The organism is Paenibacillus sp. FSL W7-1287 (assembly GCF_038004245.1).
Taxonomy (GTDB): Bacteria; Bacillota; Bacilli; order Paenibacillales; family Paenibacillaceae; genus Pristimantibacillus; species Pristimantibacillus camelliae.
Map to the genome: position 1 here is coordinate 1,188,441 of NZ_JBBORD010000001.1, position 17,586 is coordinate 1,206,026.

General features: G+C 44.1%; 17 protein-coding genes. 8 read left to right on the forward strand and 9 right to left on the reverse strand.

Going from position 1 to position 17,586, the window contains the following annotated elements; translation table 11 throughout:
* Window positions 1-20 precede the first annotated feature (20 nt).
* Both NSQ99_RS05455 and NSQ99_RS05460 read left to right on the forward strand, forming a co-directional pair.
* Window positions 21-488 carry a hypothetical protein gene (locus tag NSQ99_RS05455; RefSeq protein ID WP_251669071.1) on the forward strand — a complete coding sequence of 156 codons (468 nt, stop codon included), beginning with the start codon at window positions 21-23 and terminating at the stop codon, window positions 486-488.
* Between the two features lie 309 nt (window positions 489-797).
* The gene (locus NSQ99_RS05460; RefSeq protein WP_340835611.1) at window positions 798-1,745 is read left to right on the forward strand and encodes an alpha/beta fold hydrolase; all 948 of its coding nucleotides are present in this window, start codon (window positions 798-800) and stop codon (window positions 1,743-1,745) included.
* 121 nt (window positions 1,746-1,866) lie between these two features.
* On the opposite strand, the gene NSQ99_RS05465 is transcribed toward NSQ99_RS05460, so the two are convergent.
* Entirely contained in the window at window positions 1,867-2,802 is a 936-nt protein-coding gene (locus tag NSQ99_RS05465; protein ID WP_251669062.1) for an MBL fold metallo-hydrolase, read from the reverse strand.
* Between the two features lie 428 nt (window positions 2,803-3,230).
* On the opposite strand from NSQ99_RS05465, the gene NSQ99_RS05470 reads away from it, so the two are divergent.
* The 3 genes from NSQ99_RS05470 (at window position 3,231) to ltrA (ending at window position 6,135) form a co-directional block, all read left to right on the forward strand.
* Window positions 3,231-4,351, forward strand: a protein-coding gene (locus NSQ99_RS05470) for an IS3 family transposase (protein WP_340835616.1) whose coding sequence is annotated in 2 segments (ribosomal slippage) — window positions 3,231-3,480 and window positions 3,480-4,351 — 1,122 coding nt in all. Because the reading frame shifts where the segments join, the coding sequence is not laid out codon by codon here.
* A 184-nt stretch (window positions 4,352-4,535) separates the two neighbouring features.
* Window positions 4,536-4,709 carry a hypothetical protein gene (locus NSQ99_RS05475; RefSeq protein ID WP_251671621.1) on the forward strand — a complete coding sequence of 58 codons (174 nt, stop codon included), beginning with the start codon at window positions 4,536-4,538 and terminating at the stop codon, window positions 4,707-4,709.
* A gap of 163 nt (window positions 4,710-4,872) precedes the next feature.
* A complete protein-coding gene (gene ltrA, locus NSQ99_RS05480; RefSeq protein WP_340835617.1) occupies window positions 4,873-6,135 on the forward strand; it encodes a group II intron reverse transcriptase/maturase in 1,263 nt (420 codons plus the stop codon).
* Window positions 6,136-6,242: 107 nt separating this feature from the next.
* On the opposite strand, the gene NSQ99_RS05485 is transcribed toward ltrA, so the two are convergent.
* From NSQ99_RS05485 to NSQ99_RS05500, 4 genes are all read right to left on the reverse strand, one after another.
* Window positions 6,243-6,992: an NAD-dependent protein deacylase gene (locus NSQ99_RS05485; protein WP_340835619.1), complete on the reverse strand. Its 750-nt coding sequence runs from the start codon at window positions 6,990-6,992 to the stop codon at window positions 6,243-6,245.
* 73 nt (window positions 6,993-7,065) lie between these two features.
* Window positions 7,066-8,235, reverse strand: coding sequence for a benzoate/H(+) symporter BenE family transporter (locus NSQ99_RS05490; RefSeq protein WP_340835620.1), 1,170 nt, complete (start codon window positions 8,233-8,235; stop codon window positions 7,066-7,068).
* A 111-nt stretch (window positions 8,236-8,346) separates the two neighbouring features.
* A complete protein-coding gene (locus NSQ99_RS05495; RefSeq protein WP_251667689.1) occupies window positions 8,347-9,537 on the reverse strand; it encodes an NAD(P)/FAD-dependent oxidoreductase in 1,191 nt (396 codons plus the stop codon).
* A 35-nt stretch (window positions 9,538-9,572) separates the two neighbouring features.
* Window positions 9,573-9,998 carry a DUF1641 domain-containing protein gene (locus tag NSQ99_RS05500; RefSeq protein ID WP_251667690.1) on the reverse strand — a complete coding sequence of 142 codons (426 nt, stop codon included), beginning with the start codon at window positions 9,996-9,998 and terminating at the stop codon, window positions 9,573-9,575.
* Between the two features lie 578 nt (window positions 9,999-10,576).
* Here NSQ99_RS05500 and rbsK point away from each other — a divergent pair.
* Both rbsK and NSQ99_RS05510 read left to right on the forward strand, forming a co-directional pair.
* A complete protein-coding gene (rbsK, locus tag NSQ99_RS05505) occupies window positions 10,577-11,512 on the forward strand; it encodes a ribokinase (RefSeq protein ID WP_340835624.1) in 936 nt (311 codons plus the stop codon).
* A gap of 73 nt (window positions 11,513-11,585) precedes the next feature.
* Entirely contained in the window at window positions 11,586-12,479 is an 894-nt protein-coding gene (locus NSQ99_RS05510) for a Cof-type HAD-IIB family hydrolase (RefSeq protein ID WP_340835627.1), read from the forward strand.
* Between the two features lie 129 nt (window positions 12,480-12,608).
* On the opposite strand, the gene NSQ99_RS05515 is transcribed toward NSQ99_RS05510, so the two are convergent.
* The 3 genes from NSQ99_RS05515 to NSQ99_RS05525 all read right to left on the reverse strand — a co-directional run bounded on the left by NSQ99_RS05515 (window position 12,609) and on the right by NSQ99_RS05525 (window position 14,899).
* Entirely contained in the window at window positions 12,609-12,932 is a 324-nt protein-coding gene (locus NSQ99_RS05515) for an AzlD domain-containing protein (protein ID WP_340835629.1), read from the reverse strand.
* Window positions 12,929-13,642 carry an AzlC family ABC transporter permease gene (locus tag NSQ99_RS05520; protein ID WP_340838734.1) on the reverse strand — a complete coding sequence of 238 codons (714 nt, stop codon included), beginning with the start codon at window positions 13,640-13,642 and terminating at the stop codon, window positions 12,929-12,931. The genes NSQ99_RS05515 and NSQ99_RS05520 overlap by 4 nt, the downstream gene beginning before the upstream one ends.
* A gap of 87 nt (window positions 13,643-13,729) precedes the next feature.
* Window positions 13,730-14,899, reverse strand: coding sequence for an MFS transporter (locus NSQ99_RS05525; RefSeq protein ID WP_251667694.1), 1,170 nt, complete (start codon window positions 14,897-14,899; stop codon window positions 13,730-13,732).
* 123 nt (window positions 14,900-15,022) lie between these two features.
* On the opposite strand from NSQ99_RS05525, the gene NSQ99_RS05530 reads away from it, so the two are divergent.
* The gene (locus NSQ99_RS05530; protein WP_251667695.1) at window positions 15,023-15,715 is read left to right on the forward strand and encodes a Crp/Fnr family transcriptional regulator; all 693 of its coding nucleotides are present in this window, start codon (window positions 15,023-15,025) and stop codon (window positions 15,713-15,715) included.
* Window positions 15,716-16,076: 361 nt separating this feature from the next.
* Here the strand turns inward: NSQ99_RS05530 and NSQ99_RS05535 are convergent, their stop codons facing one another.
* A complete protein-coding gene (locus tag NSQ99_RS05535; protein WP_251667696.1) occupies window positions 16,077-17,582 on the reverse strand; it encodes a response regulator in 1,506 nt (501 codons plus the stop codon).
* Window positions 17,583-17,586: the final 4 nt, after the last annotated feature.

A 17,586-nucleotide genomic window follows, 5' to 3' on the forward strand; every position in this document is an offset into this window, starting at 1 on the left:
ATAAACAGGAGGCAACTATCTTGAAGAAAAAAATATTATGGCCAATACTAATCCTTGTCTGTGTACTTATCATTCTTTTTATCGGTTCTAATATTAAGTATGAAAAGATAGCTACAGAGCTTCCTGGGATGTATGTGGAGAATTTCATTATCGAGGATGGTCAAACAATCCCAACCACGATAAGTGAGCAGAATGTTACAGTTGAAGTCGATATTTCGTTGAGAAAGTTTTTCTCCAACTACAAATTAAGTGGTGAAGTGATAATAGATGGGACTACGCACAAAATTATTTCTTCTGACAAGGGGAGCGGGAGCTACATCGCTGCATTGTCATCTAATCTCAACAGAATGTCTGGAGATATAAAAATAGCTGAAGATCTACAATATTTCTCGATCCACTTAAACGACGACAACCATTACATCATCGCACCAGCTCAATCGGAAGATGATACAAAAAAAGTGGTTAATCTTTTGTATGGCGATCGGTAGACACCGATGACGCATTAGATAAAAGGGTTCACTCCTGTCATAATGACTTGGGAGTGAACCCTTCTATTATTTTTGTTGTAGGTAAACGGATATGTAGTTGATCTTCGAATTTACTAGGTGGGAAAGATGACGGTGTAGTTCTTTTAGATAAAAATAAAAGAAACATTATCTGGTAAGTTTAACAACAGTACCTGTATATGATTAGGAAGGAACGAGTAATGAGTACGAACCTTGAGAAAAATCCAAGAACGTTCCTTAACTGACATTGAATGACCTGAATAATAATAGTTCATGATTAGGGGGAGCAGTATGGCTCAGATACCTTTTATCGAAAGAAGTGTTCGTTCAGCAATATCAGTAGTTGGTTTCCCATTATCCATTTGTCAAACTCTGGTTACCCAATATCAGCTACATAAGAACAAACCAAAAGGGCAGCTCTATCGCATAGGTCAACGTAGTCTGCATGCAGTCGTTACTGGAGAGACTAAACATGATCAACCGACCGTAATACTAGAGTCTGGCATGGGTGGCTTCTCATTAGATTGGTCGCTAGTTCAGCCAGAAATATCAAAACATACAAAAGTAATCTCTTATGACCGTTCTAGTTTTGGTTGGAGTACAGGAGCAATGGATCGAGCTACTTGCCAAAATTATGTTCAGGAGCTACGTCTATTGCTAAACGAAATGAATCTCAAACCGCCGTACATCCTTGTCGGGCATTCATACGGTGGAATGATGATGAGGTTATTTGCAGCCCAACATCCAGAGGAAGTGAAGGGGCTAATCCTTGTTGACTCGACTCATGAAAGCCGATATCTCGATGATAGCATGAGCCAACACAGAAACGTGGAAAGAGAAAAGAATCTGAGGTTGTTTAGACTGGGTTATTTATTGTCGCCCATTGGCCTTCCGCGATTATTGAAAAGACATATCGGGGCAAATAGGCTACCTACTCATATTCAAAGTAAAGTAACTGCCTTAGGGCGTAGTAATAAAGCCTTTAGAGCCGTATATTTGGAATTGATTTGTACAGAAGAAAGTGCCGTTCAGTTGAAAAATGCTCCTCCGCTCAAGGAGGATATGCCTGTCATCGTTCTATCAGCTGGAAAACAAAGCGAGGATTGGAAAAAGAGTCAAGAGGAACTGTTAAACTTAACGAAACGAACGAAACGAATAATGGTAGAGGATAGCTGGCATTCCATTCAGATTTATCAGCCGCATGTCGTAGTTGAAGCTATAAAAAGCTTGTTAAACTAAAGCAGTTCTAGTTTCTTACCATGTAAATGAGTAAAAAAGGGATAGAGGCTCATAGACTTCTAGAACCTCTATCCTTTCTAATATTACAATATAATGCCAATCTGATAGTTGAAATGCTTGATCATACCATTTCGAAGTCTTTATTCCATATCTTTGTTCTCCCCAGCTCCATCGTCCAAAGCCGCTCAGCTGGCAGTTCACGTTTAATCCACTCAGCAAGTAGCCGATCAAGTGCTTCCTTAGGCGTATCATCAGCAAGATGGAAAGCATCATAATGCATCGGCACAAATATGCTTGCACCAATATCAATGAACGCTTGCACCGCTTCCTCTGGCGACATATGCGAATCACGCATAAACCACTCCGGCTCATATGCCCCGATTGGCATCAAAGCAACGGATATATTGCTGTAGCGCTCACCTATTTTAGAGAATAAATCATCATAGCCGCTGTCACCGGCAAAGTATATGCACTGCTGCTGGTGCTGCATCACCCAGCCACCCCAATGTGACGAATTCATATCCCAAGGTGTACGTCTCGTCCAATGCTTGGCAGGCACAAAGCCAAAGGTTACCTCTCCGATCTGCTTTTCTGACCACCACGATAGCTGCTCTACACGAGCAAAGCCTTTGCGTCTCGCCCAATCTCCTAAGCCTTCGGGAACTAGGAGCATATAATCTCCTGGCAGTCGTTTTAAGCTAGCTAGATGAAGATGATCGTAATGTGCATGTGATAAAACAACGACATCAATCGGAGGCAGCTGATCGATCGGCACGCCAGGAGCATTCAATCTTGCACCAAAGCCCATACGTGCTGCCCACACTGGATCTGTCACGATATTCAATCCGCCAAGCTGAATAAGAAAGGTGGAGTGCCCGATAAAGGTGACGGATGTTTGCTCGCGGTTATTCGTTAAAAAATCAATGTCAGGAGCGACGCGAGGCAGCTGAAACGATAAATCCTTTTTCTTAGCGCGTCGTTCCTTCTGCCATTGCTGCATCTGAGAGAAAGACTTGGCATTCGTCGAGCCATCTAAATTCACATAACGTTTTCGCATAGTTTAACGCAGACTCCTTTCGGAAGATCAATCATTTATAAAAAGTAGGTGATGACGATCATTGATAAGCATGAAGAAATCTAGTACATATCTAGTACTATTATGTGCTTTTTTAGCAGCGGGATCAAATTTAGTAGGATTGATTTATATATACGATTAGCATTGGTTTATCATCCGTTATATGTACGTTAAGTTTAAGTAAAGCTAACCTAGTAGAGCTTAAATACCGTACCAATAATAAAATAAAAAAGTACTCCGCCACAATGTAGATGGCGGAGTACTTTTAGCAGTGTGCCCAGCATGGGCGCTATCTCTAGGGTTCAAGTCCCGAATGGTGAAGGCAGTAGTTGGATCGGCTACACTAAGTTGGACAGAAAAAATAAGGGCTTGTAGAATAAAACTATTATATTAAGGAGCGGATCTCTACAATGCCTAAAAAACAACGACGTACGTTTACGACTGAATTCAAAAAGCAAATGGTGCAGCTCTACGAAAATGGGAAAACCAGAGCAGCGATTGTGGAAGAATATGACCTTACAGCTTCTGCTTTGGACCGCTGGATCAACCAAGCTCAGACAACGGGCTCCTTCAAGGAGAAGGACAATCGCTCTTCGGAAGAAAATGAGCTCATTGCCATGCGTAAAGAGATTCAACGACTCAAGATGGAGAACGACATTTTAAAGCAAGCCGCGCTGATCATGGGACGAAAGTAGCTATCATCCAGAATAACCGTGATAAATACTCGGTATCAGCAATGTGCGACGTCCTGCAAATCGCAAGAAGTACATTCTATTACGACGCCCAAGAACGGAATACTGAGGACGATATCACTGGAGCTATTGTAGATATCTTTCTCAAGAATCGAAAAGCCTACGGCACACGCAAGATCAAAGTGAAGCTCCGCGAGCGAGGGTTTATCGTCTCCAGGCGCCGCATTGGTCGCATCATGAAAGAGCAAGGGCTCGTTTCCACCTACACGGTGGCACAATATAAGCCCCTTAAAACGGACTGTAACGAAGCTGCAACGGCGAATGTCCTGAAGCGCGAGTTTGAACAAACGGAATCGAAACGCTTCGTGGTCAGTGATTTGACGTATGTAAAAGTCCAGAGCCGATGGCATTACATTTGTGTGCTGGTGGATCTATTTAATCGAGAAATTATTGGTCATAGTGCAGGCCCGAACAAGGACGCGGCCCTGATTACACGCGCCTTTGCGACCGTTAAGGGTGATCTGCGTCAGATTCAATGGTTTCATACCGACCGTGGCAGCGAGTTCAAAAATCAAAAGATGGACGAGCTTTTAAAGACGTTTGAAATTGGTCGATCACTAAGTATGAAAGGCTGTCCATACGACAACGCAGTGGCTGAAGCTACCTACAAGATCATGAAAACAGAGTTTGTGAACCAGATGAACTTCCAGAGCCTTCGTCATTTGGAATTGGAATTATACGATTACGTTAACTGGTTCAACAAGCATCGTATTCATGGAACCTTAGACTATATGACGCCTGTTCAGTATCGCCAAGAAGCCCTTAAAAAAGTTGTCTGATTTACTGTTGACAATCCAAGTAGCCATAGCTTAAGGCAAGGGTGTCCATCGCGAGGTGGAATCTGAAGGAAGCCAGCGGCAAATCTCCGGTCTGAGGGACACGAACTTCATACAAGGCTAGCGTACGTTGGATGAGGTTGCTGCACAAACTGAAGTCCATACTGCCGAAGGCGTACGAGAGTAAATGAAGCAGATAGATGGAGAGGAAGATAGCGTTCTTACCTGGGGAGATCTGTGCGGAATGCGAAGTGAACTTCGTAACCTTGCCCACGAGGGCGAGCTGAACGTACAGAAGTCAGCAGAGGTCATAGTACGCAGGCTGTTGCAACAGCTAGCGGAAGGACCGAACATGGAATAGGAATGAAGAATCTTGGCGTTCGAGGATGGGCGATGAAAGCAGACAATCCGAAAGGACTTATCTGAGGAAAGTAGCGGTGAATACGCGAGGGTACTCGGAAGGGCAGAGCTCATCAGCGGCACAAAGAGAAAGAATCATTCACGCAAGGGAGTTGTATCTAAGGATGATCGAAGAAATACTGTCACGAGAAAATATGCTATCGGCGCTAGCGAGGGTCGAAGCGAATAAAGGAAGCCACGGCGTAGATGGCATGTCGGTAAAAGATTTACGCAGACACCTCGTACAACATTGGCAAACCATTCGTGAAAGCATAAAGAAAGGAGCGTATGAACCGAGTCCAGTCCGTCGGGTCGAAATCCCGAAACCGAACGGTGGAACTCGGCTCTTAGGCATACCTACGGTGACAGATCGCCTCATTCAACAAGCAATCATCCAAGTATTAACGCCTGTATTTGACCCAACGTTTTCCGAGCAAAGTTATGGATTTCGCCCACAACGGCGAGGGCATGATGCGGTAAGGAAAGCACGAAGCTACATGGAAGAGGGATACCGCATTGTGGTAGACATTGACATGGAGAAATTCTTCGACCGAATCCATCACGACCGCTTAATGGCAAAACTAGCGGAACGAGTGACAGACAAAATGGTGCTGAAACTTATTCGCGGCTATCTGCAAGCGGGAGTAATGGAAGGAGGTCTCGTTCAAGCGACAACGGAAGGGGCTCCGCAAGGAGGTCCACTTAGTCCGCTATTATCGAACATCGTCCTAGACGAGTTAGATAAGGAACTGGAAAAGAGGAACCTTCGTTTCGTGAGATATGCCGACGACTGCAACATCTATGTGAAAACGTGGAAGGCAGGACAACGAGTGATGAGCTCCATTACTGCATTCATCGAAGGAAAACTGAAGTTGAAAGTTAACCGAGAGAAAAGCGCGGTTGACCGTCCATGGAGGCGTAAATTTCTAGGTTTCACGTTCAGCTGGGAGAAGAAAAATCCGCGAATAAAGATCGCAAAGCTATCACTGGATCGAGTGAAAACAAAGATTAAAGCGATCACCTCTCGGAGTAAGCCAATCCCGATCGAACTACGAATAAAGGAACTTAATCAATATCTCACAGGCTGGTGCGGTTATTATGCATTAGCCGATACGAAAAGTGTGTTCCAAGCGTTGGACGAATGGATAAGAAGAAGGCTTCGAATGTGTATATGGAAAGAATGGAAGCAGCCGAAGACAAAGGTCAGAAAACTGCTGTCGTTAGGCGTTTCGAAACAAAAGGCACATGAATGGGGAAATTCGAGGAAGAAACACTGGCGAATTGCATGTAGTCCGATTCTTCATCGGTCAATGAACAACCAATATTGGTCATCTCTTGGACTGAGAAGTTCAACGGACAGATACAGTCTTTTGCGGAATATGACATGAACCGCCGTGTACCGAACGGTATGCACGGTGGTGTGAGAGGACGGGGGCTAGCCGCCCCCTCCTACTCGATTCCTCGTAGGTTTAGAACGATCTCTATTGCTGACCGCTTAAGACTTATTCAGCAGCTTCCGCAGCTCCGTGAATGTAGCTACAAGCTCATCATGAATAACAAGATCGAACAGATCATCCTTGGGAGTGGCCGTCATGTTGATAATCGCTGTAGTCGGACGCTCGGCACGAGAAGCATAATAAGGGAGCTCCTTGATGGGATATACCTCTAGTGAGGAGCCTAGCGTGAGAAACAGGTCACAATGCTGAGTAACCTCATATGCTTCTTCTAGGTGCTGCACACCGCCACCAAACAACACAACATCCGGCTTTAGAATGAAGTTATCGCTGAAGCAGCGCGGTACTTCCTGCTGCAGCACATGGGCTAGCGAATAGCTCGCTTTGCACTTTGGACAATGTGCACTTGCAATCGTTCCATGCACCTCGAGGATATGTGTGCTGCCAGCCTTACGATGTAGTCCATCAACGTTTTGCGTGACAATCGTTACTTTCTTGTCCAGCTTCTCAAGCTCAGCGAGCAGTGTATGTGCAGCATTCGGCTCGTAGCTATCCATATGCTGGAGCTGAAAAATATTCTTGAAATTGATCCAGAACTCTTTTGGATGCTGGTGATAGTACGTTTCAGATAATAAATGCTCCACACGCTCAAACTTCGAATAAACACCATTCTCCGATCGGAAATCAGGAATACCACTAGCCGTACTAATGCCTGCTCCGGATAACACGACGATATGCTTTGCAGCGGTTATCTCTTCTGCCAGCTTGGATATTTTCGTTTCTGTTTCCACGGTTCATCCCTCCTCGTAACAAGATTAATGATCAATGGATAGTGGCTGTGGCTGTCTTCTACACCGCTTACGGTTAACCTTCCGCTTGCTCAGCGGCTGTAGGTCGATGCTCCTTAAGCAGGAAAGCGATGATTGTACCGATTAGCAATGACCAAAGCGCAGCTGAAATACCAAGCATCGTTACACCAGACACGGAAATAATAAATGCAAAAAGGACAGAATACCGATACTGCTTATTACCAAACGATGATTGCATACTATTTAAGAAAATATTGAGCAGCGAATAGCCAATAATGCTGGCAATAAAGTAGTCAGGTAACAGTGTAATGTACGGGATAATAAGCCAAGCGAACAACCCGAAAAGAATACATAAAACGCTAGATAAGAGGGCAGCTCGATAACGTTCATCCTTTGCCCCTGTCTCATCACTGCTGCACATCGTCGTCATCATTCCACCAATATTGATAGAATGCCCAAGTCCGAGGCCTCCAATGCCTGTAGCGATACCTGAATAAGAGATAATTCGATTAACAGGAGTGTTATACCCTTGCTTGTTTAATGATGCTACAGCAACAGCGATATCGTTACTAATAATAAGAATGCTGATCGGCAGGGCGACTGATATAAACCCTTGCCATGTAAATTCGGGTGCGATCCATACAGGCCATTCATATGTCAGTCGCTCCACAGCCGGGAAGGAGTAAGTAAACAACAAACCGATTAGGCCGAATACAATAACGCCTACGATAGCAGGCAGCGATTTTACCAGCTTCGGCATTACAAAGAATCCTACAGCTGCACACAGTCCAACGATCGGATTGCTTTGAAAGGCTGGAATTAATGAAACAATATAATGAGCAATAACGCCTGCCAGCATAGCATCGATAACCGGTCTAGGAATATGCTTAAAGACCACTGAGAATATACCGGTAAAGCCTAACAAGGCAATAATGACCCCGATTAATATAAAGCTTCCTGCAAGCTGAGGCAAAGTCAGCTGAACGGCTGCAGTGCTTAAAAACGCGATGCCCGTTACAGAATGGGCCCCTGCAATAGGTAGACGATAACGCCAAGCTACGAAGAAATTGAAAAGTCCACCTAAAACATAGCAAACAAAAAGCCATGATAGTAGCTGTCGTTCATTAAGTCCAAGATGATTGGCACTATGTACAACAAGAATTGCTCCGCCCGTGCATGCCATTAATGCGGACATCAGACCAGATGACCATTGATTTTGATTCATGAAGTTAAGCTCCTTAATGCTGCCACGTAATAAAAAGCAGCCATCATGTCAGTGGACAGGATGGCTGCGGGAAATGCTCAGGCTAATACGTAGCCATTACGCTTTAAGCTACTATAGCTTTGTATGAAGCGCAGTGCGCATAGAATGAATATGAGACAAATAACGGATGTTACTTGCTTCCTTCATCAACGTTGCAGAGATACCTTTAAGCGCAGTGTTGCTTGCACCAACGGTAGCAACCGCATCTTTACGGCCAAGAGAAGCAAGCGTACCAGAGTTAACTGGGCTGAATTTCTCCATTTCTTTGCCATTGAAGTAAGCATACAGGTTGTAGCCTGCAAGCTCACCCATTTGCCAAGCGTTTTGTGCTGTTGGCGCGTATGGGCGTCCGCCTTCTTCTGGGAAAGCAAGTGCAGCGTCACCAACAACGAATACATCGTTGTGGGATTTAGATTGAAGGAAATCGTTAACTGCTGCTTTACCACGGTCGCATTCAAGACCAGATTCCGCAACGATTGGAAGTGCAGCTACGCCGCCTGTCCATACGAATGTATTAGCTTCAATAGATTCGCCTGTTTTAAGCTCGATTTTGTTGCCAACAACGCCTGTAACAGGAACGCCAGTAATAAATTCAACACCGCGTTTAGCTAAGCTTTCTGTTGCACGCTCGATCAAATGATCTGGAAGTACTGGAAGAATTTTTGGACCAGCTTCGATCAGCTTGATTTTTAGGTTATGGAATGGCACCCCATATTTTTTAGCGATTTTCGGGAAGTTATCCACGATTTCACCAACAAGCTCAACGCCTGTTAGACCACCGCCACCGATAACGATCGTTGCATCAGCTTCATTGCCACTTTGAGCATAAGCTTTAATACGATCCTCGATGTGCTTGTTGATTTGATTCGCATCATCAACAGATTTAAGCACCATGCTGTTTTCTTCAAGGCCTGGGATACCGAAGTAGCCAGTTTGGCTTCCAAGAGAAACAACGAGTGCATCATAAGAAAGTGTAGAACCATCAGAAAGCTTAACTTCTTTGTTGTCTACAGAGAAGGAAGACACTTTAGCGATTTTAAGATTAACATCATAGCCTTTAAGAAGCGTTTTTAAAGGAATCGCAACGGCTTCTTCATTAATTGTACCGCCAGCAAGGCGATGAAGCTCAGTAATGATTTGGTGAGTAGGGTATTGGTTAACAACTGTAACTTTTGCTTGGTTTTTGTCCATGTAATTGCGAACAGATTGCGCAGCAAGAATACCGCCATAACCTGCACCCAAAATAACAATATGTTTAGACATAGCTAGTCCTCCGTCCATACGATAAATTGTTTCTACTATTTTTGATTACGCTCACGCTCGTTAGCAACTTGTAAGTAAGCGTTAATGAAGCGGAAAAGCTTTTGCGCTTGAGGATCCTTTAGCATTTTCATTAGTCCAAAAACACCGATAACCTCATTGCTTTGCTCAGCACGGTCACTCGCTTCAACAGCGTTAAGTGCGATCGTTCTTGCACCTTCAATGACTGGTCCAACAATTTCAGTTGTTGCGTTCACGATATCGCTTTTGAACACTTCATCTGTTGCAAGCTGTTTCGTAAATGCATAGGACTTTGTTAAAGTATTCACTAATTCAGTTAGCTGCGGAAGCTGATCCACTAACGTGTTCAGTGATGCCTGTACTTCCGGGTTAGCTAGCTTTTCAAGAAGAGCTTGCTGATCCGGAGCTACTGCAGATTGCGTTTGAGTGTTTGTTTCTGACATATCCAGGTCTCCTTTAAATAAACTACTTTAAGCCGATTTTTAATCGTCAAAGCCAATGATGAATTCCTTGCTATTTATCCAACATCATGTATTGTGATAAATTTCACCTAAAGTGAAAGGGAATAGTCTTGATATCTAGACATAGATAAACAATCTAAACGATCCTAGCTGCTCATAGCAAATACAGCACATGAGTATCATATGCCTCGAGACAGATTCAGATCCAATTCAAGATCGGCCTAAGCTGTTACTTTCCATTATAGCCTAAGTTGTTGAAATCGTCTCTAGCCTTGTGAACATTTTCTCGAGGTTATGGCAAATAAATGATTATAAATTCGCAAAATGCTCAAAATTTGACGGAAATGTGCGAATAGAATATTCATGTGCACGTTTGGTTTGACTATAGCTTATGTCAATCGACCAAAACTTATTAATGTAAAATAAGCAATTTGTACGAGTTCAAAGTTGAACCTTCAGCACCGAATTAGACGTATATACAAGGACAGGGTATAATTTTACATAACTATCCAGCAGGACCTAGAGATACATAATAAAGACTACGATAGGAGAGAGTGGATTTGAGCAAGCTGATCGTTATCGGAAGTTTGAACATGGATATCGTAAGCCGAATTCAGCATTTTGCTAAAGCAGGTGAGACGATCCACAGTAGCCATTTGGCTTACTACCCAGGCGGTAAAGGAGCGAATCAGGCTGTCGCTGCTGCAAGATTTGGTGCGGAGTGTGTCATGGTCGGTGCTGTCGGCAGTGATGGCTTTGCTGACCAGCTCATTGATCAACTTCAATTAAGCGGAGTGAATACCGAGCATGTGCTAAGAACGGAGGGAGCCTCCGGTACTGCATATATTATGGTCAATGAATCGGGCGAGAACATTATCGTTGTGTCGGAAGGAAGCAACGGAAAGCTGTCGCCACAGGCTGTGGACGAGCATACACCTTGGGAGAAGGCTAGTGCCATACTGCTGCAGAATGAAATTCCTTGGGAGACGACCTGTCATATCATCGCTAAAGCGAATCAGGCTAATGTTCCAGTATGGTTCAATCCGGCGCCAGCCCGTTCAATTCCAGCTGAGCTGTGGGAAGATATTGATACCTTTATTATGAATGAGACGGAAACAGCACTTATTACGGGTAAGCCTGTTTATAATATGGAATCTGCCAAGGCTGCTGCTGAGCTGCTTACCCGTCAAGGCGCTAAGCAAGTCATTGTTACACTCGGTGAGCAAGGGTGTATCTATACCAATGCTGAGGGCATGTACGTATCGGTAGCTGCTTATGAGGTTAAGGCAGTGGACACGACAGCGGCTGGCGATACATTTATCGGCGTGTATGCTGCAGCAACACTTAACGGGGCAACGATTGAAGCAGCACTGTCCAACGCAGTTGCAGCTTCAGCGCTTGCGGTCACGAAGGATGGAGCACAGGCCTCTATACCGCAGAAGCAGCAGGTGGCTGAGTTCATCGCAGCTAACGGAATGCCATTAATTTCACGGTAATTTAATATACGGTTTACGGCCTTTCTCGCGCCATTATAAGCTATAATGGTGTAGTGGAGAGGAGGCATACTGTATGAAATTGATAGCATCAGATATGGATGGAACACTGCTGAATAAATATTGGAGAATTAGCGATGAGAATCGCGAAGCAGTGCTAGAGGCTCAGAAGAGAGGCATTGAATTCATCATTGCAACAGGAAGGCCTTATACGAATGTTAATGTCCTATTAGACGAAGCGGGGATTTCATGTCCGGTTATAAGTCTTAACGGTGCACAGACACATGATGCAAGCGGCAAGCTCATTGCGAGTCAACCGCTGACTAGGGAGCAGGCTCGACTAGTGCATGACATCTTGCTGGAAGAGGGCATGTACTTTGAGCTGATGACACCAGATGGAGCGATCAGCCTAAGCTATGATCAGTATGTTGATATATCGCATTATTATGGGAAGATCGAGCTAGCACATTTGAGTGAAGCGGAGCGTCATGCAACCGTGCTGCGCATGTGTGAGGAGCGTATTCGTAATGAACGCTGCCAATTTGTTGAATCGTTCGAGTCGTATTTGAATGATGATCAGGTTGAAGTGTTAAAAATATTCGCATTAACAACAGATGAGGCATGCTTTAAGCGCTCCGATGAAAGAGTTCGTCAGCTAACTGGACTTGCCATTTCATCTTCTGCTCATGGCAACCTGGAAGTAAACTCAGCGAAAGGCAATAAAGGCTATGCCGTGCAGCAATATGCAGCATCTCTGGGCATTCAGCCAGCTGAAATTATGGCGATGGGAGACGGCTTTAACGATCTGTCCATGCTGCAAATGGCAGGCAAAGGTGTAGTGATGGACAATGCTCCTGAAGCGTTGAAGGCACTGATCCCGCATCGAACGAAGCGAAACACAGAGCACGGTGTCGCTCATGCGATCCGGGAGCTTCTCGATCAGCTTTCTTTATCAGCATCAGCCAAATAGGTAGTCTAATCTTTGAACTTGTACTATATAAAGAGAAAAGTAAATAGAAAAGCCGAGACGCTTTACTCTACTGCAGGGCTGTAGCCTATGCAGATAGAGGGAAGCTCTCGGCTTTTTCTTATATAGAGGTTAGGAAAACATTCTTACCAATGCCATAGCGACCACACCAACGATGACGGTCACTGCCAGACTACGTGTCCATAGCGCAGTAATAACGGTAGGGATGAGTGCAAGCATATAATGCCAGCTGATAATGAGCTTGCCCTGCTCAGCTGTCCACATGCCTTGTACGATTAAAGCAGTTAGAATGCAGATCGGTATATAGCTTAACCAATCGGTCATCCATTTTGGCAGGCTAACCTTTTTTACGAGAATAAACGGAGCAATTCTAGGGATTAAGGTAACTAAGCAGCAGCCTATAATAATAAGCAGCATCGTGGTTGAGATGGTCATCGCTTCGTAAGCACCCCAATCGTTGCAGCGCTCATCGTTGATAGCAGCACAGCCAAATGTGATGGTACGACAAAGCTGAACACAACCATAAATATAATCGTATAGCCGACAACAGCAAGCAAGTGCATGAGCTTGCCTGCAGCTTGCTGCTGAAGCTGAATAATGAGCAAGGCTACAAACATCGCTGGCAATGCAAAATCAAGCCCGAAAACTGTTGGCTCCTCGATCCATTGTCCGAGCATGGCACCAGATAGACTTGAAAGCAGCCAGCATAGATAGGCGGTAATATTCAATCCATGCATCCAGCTGGCATTGAGCTTAGTCTGCTTCGTTAGCTTCGAGGTAGCAACACCAAAGGTTTCATCGGTCAGGAGTGTGCCAAGCAGCACGTTTTGCTTCATTGAATATTGCGAGAAGGCTGGTGCAATTGCGAGTCCCATGAGGAAATGCCTTAAGTTCACGATAAAGGTCGTAGCAACAATGACGGATATTGGCGTATGTACTACGAATAACGCACAAATGATGAATTGAGCTGAGCCTGCATATACAAGCAAGGAGAGCAACGCAATTTCAAGCAGGCTGACATTAGAAGAGGCACCGACAATGCCGAAAGCAGCGCCGATACCGATATAGCCAAGGAGAGTAGGAAGACAATCTCGTACTCCTTGAATGAACTGTTGTCGATCCTCATGCATCTGTTCTATTTTCATTCCTTTCAAGCGATACCAAGCTGCCAGGTGTACCCAGGGCATACTCCCGGCAGCTTCTAAACTATAATACTTGTACCTGAAATCAATCTATGCAGCTTGCTTCTGATGATGGCTTGAAACCTTGCGAGTAATGGAGAACAAGGCGAAACCTAAGGAGATAGCCATCATGATCGCAGCAGCCCACGAAGTAACCGCAACATCGTTCGTTGTTTTAATAAGATAGCCGCCTAAGCCAGAGCCAGCAGCAATCCCAAGCTGGAGTGCAGAGTTATGAAGGCTCTGCTGAATATCCGCAGTCTCCGGTTCTGTTTCAATGAGATAAGCTTGCTCGGGAGGGGACACTGCCCACGACATCATGCCCCACAAAACTAGCATAATGATAAACATTGCAAAGCTGTCTCTCGTTACTGATATTGTAATGAGGGTGAGTAGAAACGTAAAGACAATCGCTACTATCGCTTTGCGTGGATTCAATCGATCCGACAGCAGGCCCCCAACATATCCGCCTGCAATTGCGGAGAATCCAAAAATAAAGTAAATGACACTAATCATTTGCGCACTTAATTGATAATATTGCGTCAGATACGGGGATAGATAGGCATAGAAAACATAGTGCCCCCCGATCGCGAACATGAGCATGCAATGTGCCGACCATATCTTCACGCGTTTAATGGCACGGAATTGATCGCGTAATGAAATGGTTTTGCCAGGTGCAACAGGATCGATGAAAGCGACAATAATGATAAAGGCAAACAGTGTTAATAGGGCTGCAAATAAAAATACAATTCGCCAATTCCAGTAGTCACTAATTAGGACACCAACTGGTATGCCGATAACGATCGATGAGCTGATTCCCATCGAGACAAATCCGATTGCACGTGCAATGAAGCGTTCAGGCACGACCTTTACAGACATGGTGAGTGCAAGGACTACAATTAACGAGCCGGATGCGGCATTAATAACACGCGCAGCAACGAGCATCATATAGCTTGATCCCCAGAAAGCGAGTAGCGTTCCGATAAAGAAGATAACGAGGGAGCCAAGCATAAGCTTTTTACGCTCAATTCTAGATGTCAGCGTAAGCAATAATGGTCCTGTCACCGCATATACAAGGCTGAATATTGTAATCAGCATGCCTGCCTTCGCAATCGTAATGTTAAGATCATCTGCGATTTGCGGAAGAATACCTCCAATAATTAATTCGACTAATCCAACGACGAACGCTGAAATGGTAAGTGCAATAACTTTGATGTTCATTAGATATACATTCTTCCTTTATGGTGTATGAATTTAAGGTTGTTCTCATGTATCTGCTCTATTATAGTGAAGAATAGTCGCATAACATAGGACATATGTCCTTTTCAGCTAGGAGGTACATTTATGGATCAGCATCAGGAGATCAAGAATTGGCTCGAGAAATATGAGCTGGGGCAATTGTTTCATCCGAGTACGATACAGCAGATGTCAATGATGAAGCTTAAACCAAGAGATACACTGGTTAATAGCGGAGATCTTCTTCAGTCTCTATATATTCAGGTCACCGGAAAATTAAAAGTGGTCAATGTTATGCCGAATGGACGAACTTTGCTGCTGCGTTTCTGTCAACCTATCTCCTTAATTGGGGATGTTGAGCTAGTCAATAAAGAGGCTGCCGTCGTTCAGGTTGAGGCAGTGAGCGAAACAAAGCTTATCGTTGTTCCACATCGCATACTGCAGGAGAACGATATGAAGCATGCACCGTTCCTACAGTACCTGCTAGAGCAGGTCTGTCATAAGCTAAACACGATCTCGTTGTCAGCTAGCATGAATGTGCTAACCTCTGTGGATCGTCGCTTTGCCAGCTATCTTCTATCCATTACCAATCATAGTGAGCAATTGAGGTTTAAGCGTGGAGAGCTGGAAACGACCAGTCTTACGGAAATTGCCGAGCTGCTAGGTACAAGCTATCGGCATCTGAATCGAGTCATTAAAAGCTTTATTGAACGTGGAATTATTGAAAAGCAACATAGTGAAATTGTGATAAGAGATGTCGACGCGCTGAAGCAGCTCAGCGATGGGCATCTGTATCAATAGCTACAACTATGTATTTAATAAATACTGATAAAGAAACAGACTGAGTCCGTAGTAAAGGACTCAGTCTGTTTTATGTTCATCCACACTGCTAACAGCTTACGCACATAAACACATGCGGATAGCTAACGAAAAACATTATGCACATGTGGATAGTGTTTTTTATTCAAAGCGCTGTGGATACAAGTGAAAAATAAGAAAAAACGCTGTGGATAGCTACGCAGAGCCACACATATTCACTAAAGTTATTCAGTCTGTTCACATTCTAATGTGCATAGCAGAAAATATAAAAAGAGACAGATGACTATTATATCGGAATTGTTATGGAAAGTCATTATCGAATTCAAAAAAAGCTAGCGATAGCTTATGAATGTAAGTGCCATTGATTTTTATACTCCGTTGGCGTGTAGCCCGTATATTCCTTGAATACACGTGAAAAATAATGCTGATCACTGAATGCAAGAGCATCTGACAGCTCTCTAATCAACAAGCTTGGCTTACTTTGCATTAGACGACAGGACTCATCTATTTTTAATTTCATATAGTATTGGACAAAGGTTTGTCCAGTAAATCGTTTAATAATTCGGCTCACATAGGAAGGACTCACGTGAAATTTTAGCGCCAATTCACCAATGGACAGCTGGGAATAAACGTGACGCTGAATATGCTGATCCATCTGCTCGAACAACTCTTCACTGCTCTTGCGATTATAGGATTGTAGTCGTTGAAATTGGTCCTCGCACCAAGCTATGAATTGTACGCAAAAGCTATCGTAATCTTCTAAGTTTAGCTTTTTCAGAAGGGGAGTAGGATCAGCATTATATTCATCTGGAGCAGATTCCTGCCATGCCTCGTTAAAGGCACCTTCAAGGGCAGCGACGAGCTGCACTAGTTCGGACCATAAAGCCACAGTTAGCTTCATATGCTTTAAGTGCTCTGCTAGCTTCAACGAAAATTGTTCCTTTTGCCGATGTACGATATATTCCTGAAGAACTCGTAATGTATCATTGACAGCTCGTGAATAAGTAGGTATATGGCTTTGCTCATACTCTAAGAGAATAGGACTAAATAATGTAAGCTCTTGATCTAACATAGCTTCTAACGATAGATAGGTCGCGTAGATGCGATCTGGCTCGACGGGTTCGAGATGACAAACAGCAGATATGTTAATATCTTGGCGTCTCAGCTGCTCTTGGATGTCTTTTAGCCAAGCAGTACCAGTAGTAACCTTATCTCGTAGAGCTACCGAGCTAAGCAGCAGTAGTTTGTTATTCTGTTTAAGTGGGAGGAGCCAGCTTGGATAGGGCTCACAGCAATTAGACAATAGAGGACGAATCAGCTCATGCCTCCAGTTTCTCTGTGAGGTGAACGGCTGACTGCACAGCAGCATCATAAGCTTGGGCTGGTCGAAGAAGTCTTGCCTGTTATGAGGCTCAAGCACCCAATCTTCTGCAACGATATCTCCTAACATAGCTTGGCGAGCTTTACGCAGCTCATCAAGCTTGCGGAGGACACGACTCATGACATCATCCAGCTGCTGCTGCTCGACCGGCTTTAATAAATAATCAAATACCTGTAAGTTAATCGCTTTTCTCGTATATTCAAAATCACTATAGCTGCTTATTAGCACGACCTTAAGCTCAGGAAGATAGGATTTAGCTTCTTCTATAAGGCTTAAACCGTCCAGCTTAGGCATGCGAATATCGGTTAATAATATATCGATTGAATGCGTCTTAATATACTCTAGTGCTTCCTCTCCATTGTATGCGGTGTGCACAACGTTAAGCGGAAGCTCTGATCGCTCGATAAGTTGTTTAATATTACGTAAGATAGGCTTACTGTCCTCAGCAATCAACACGTTGTACATCATATGA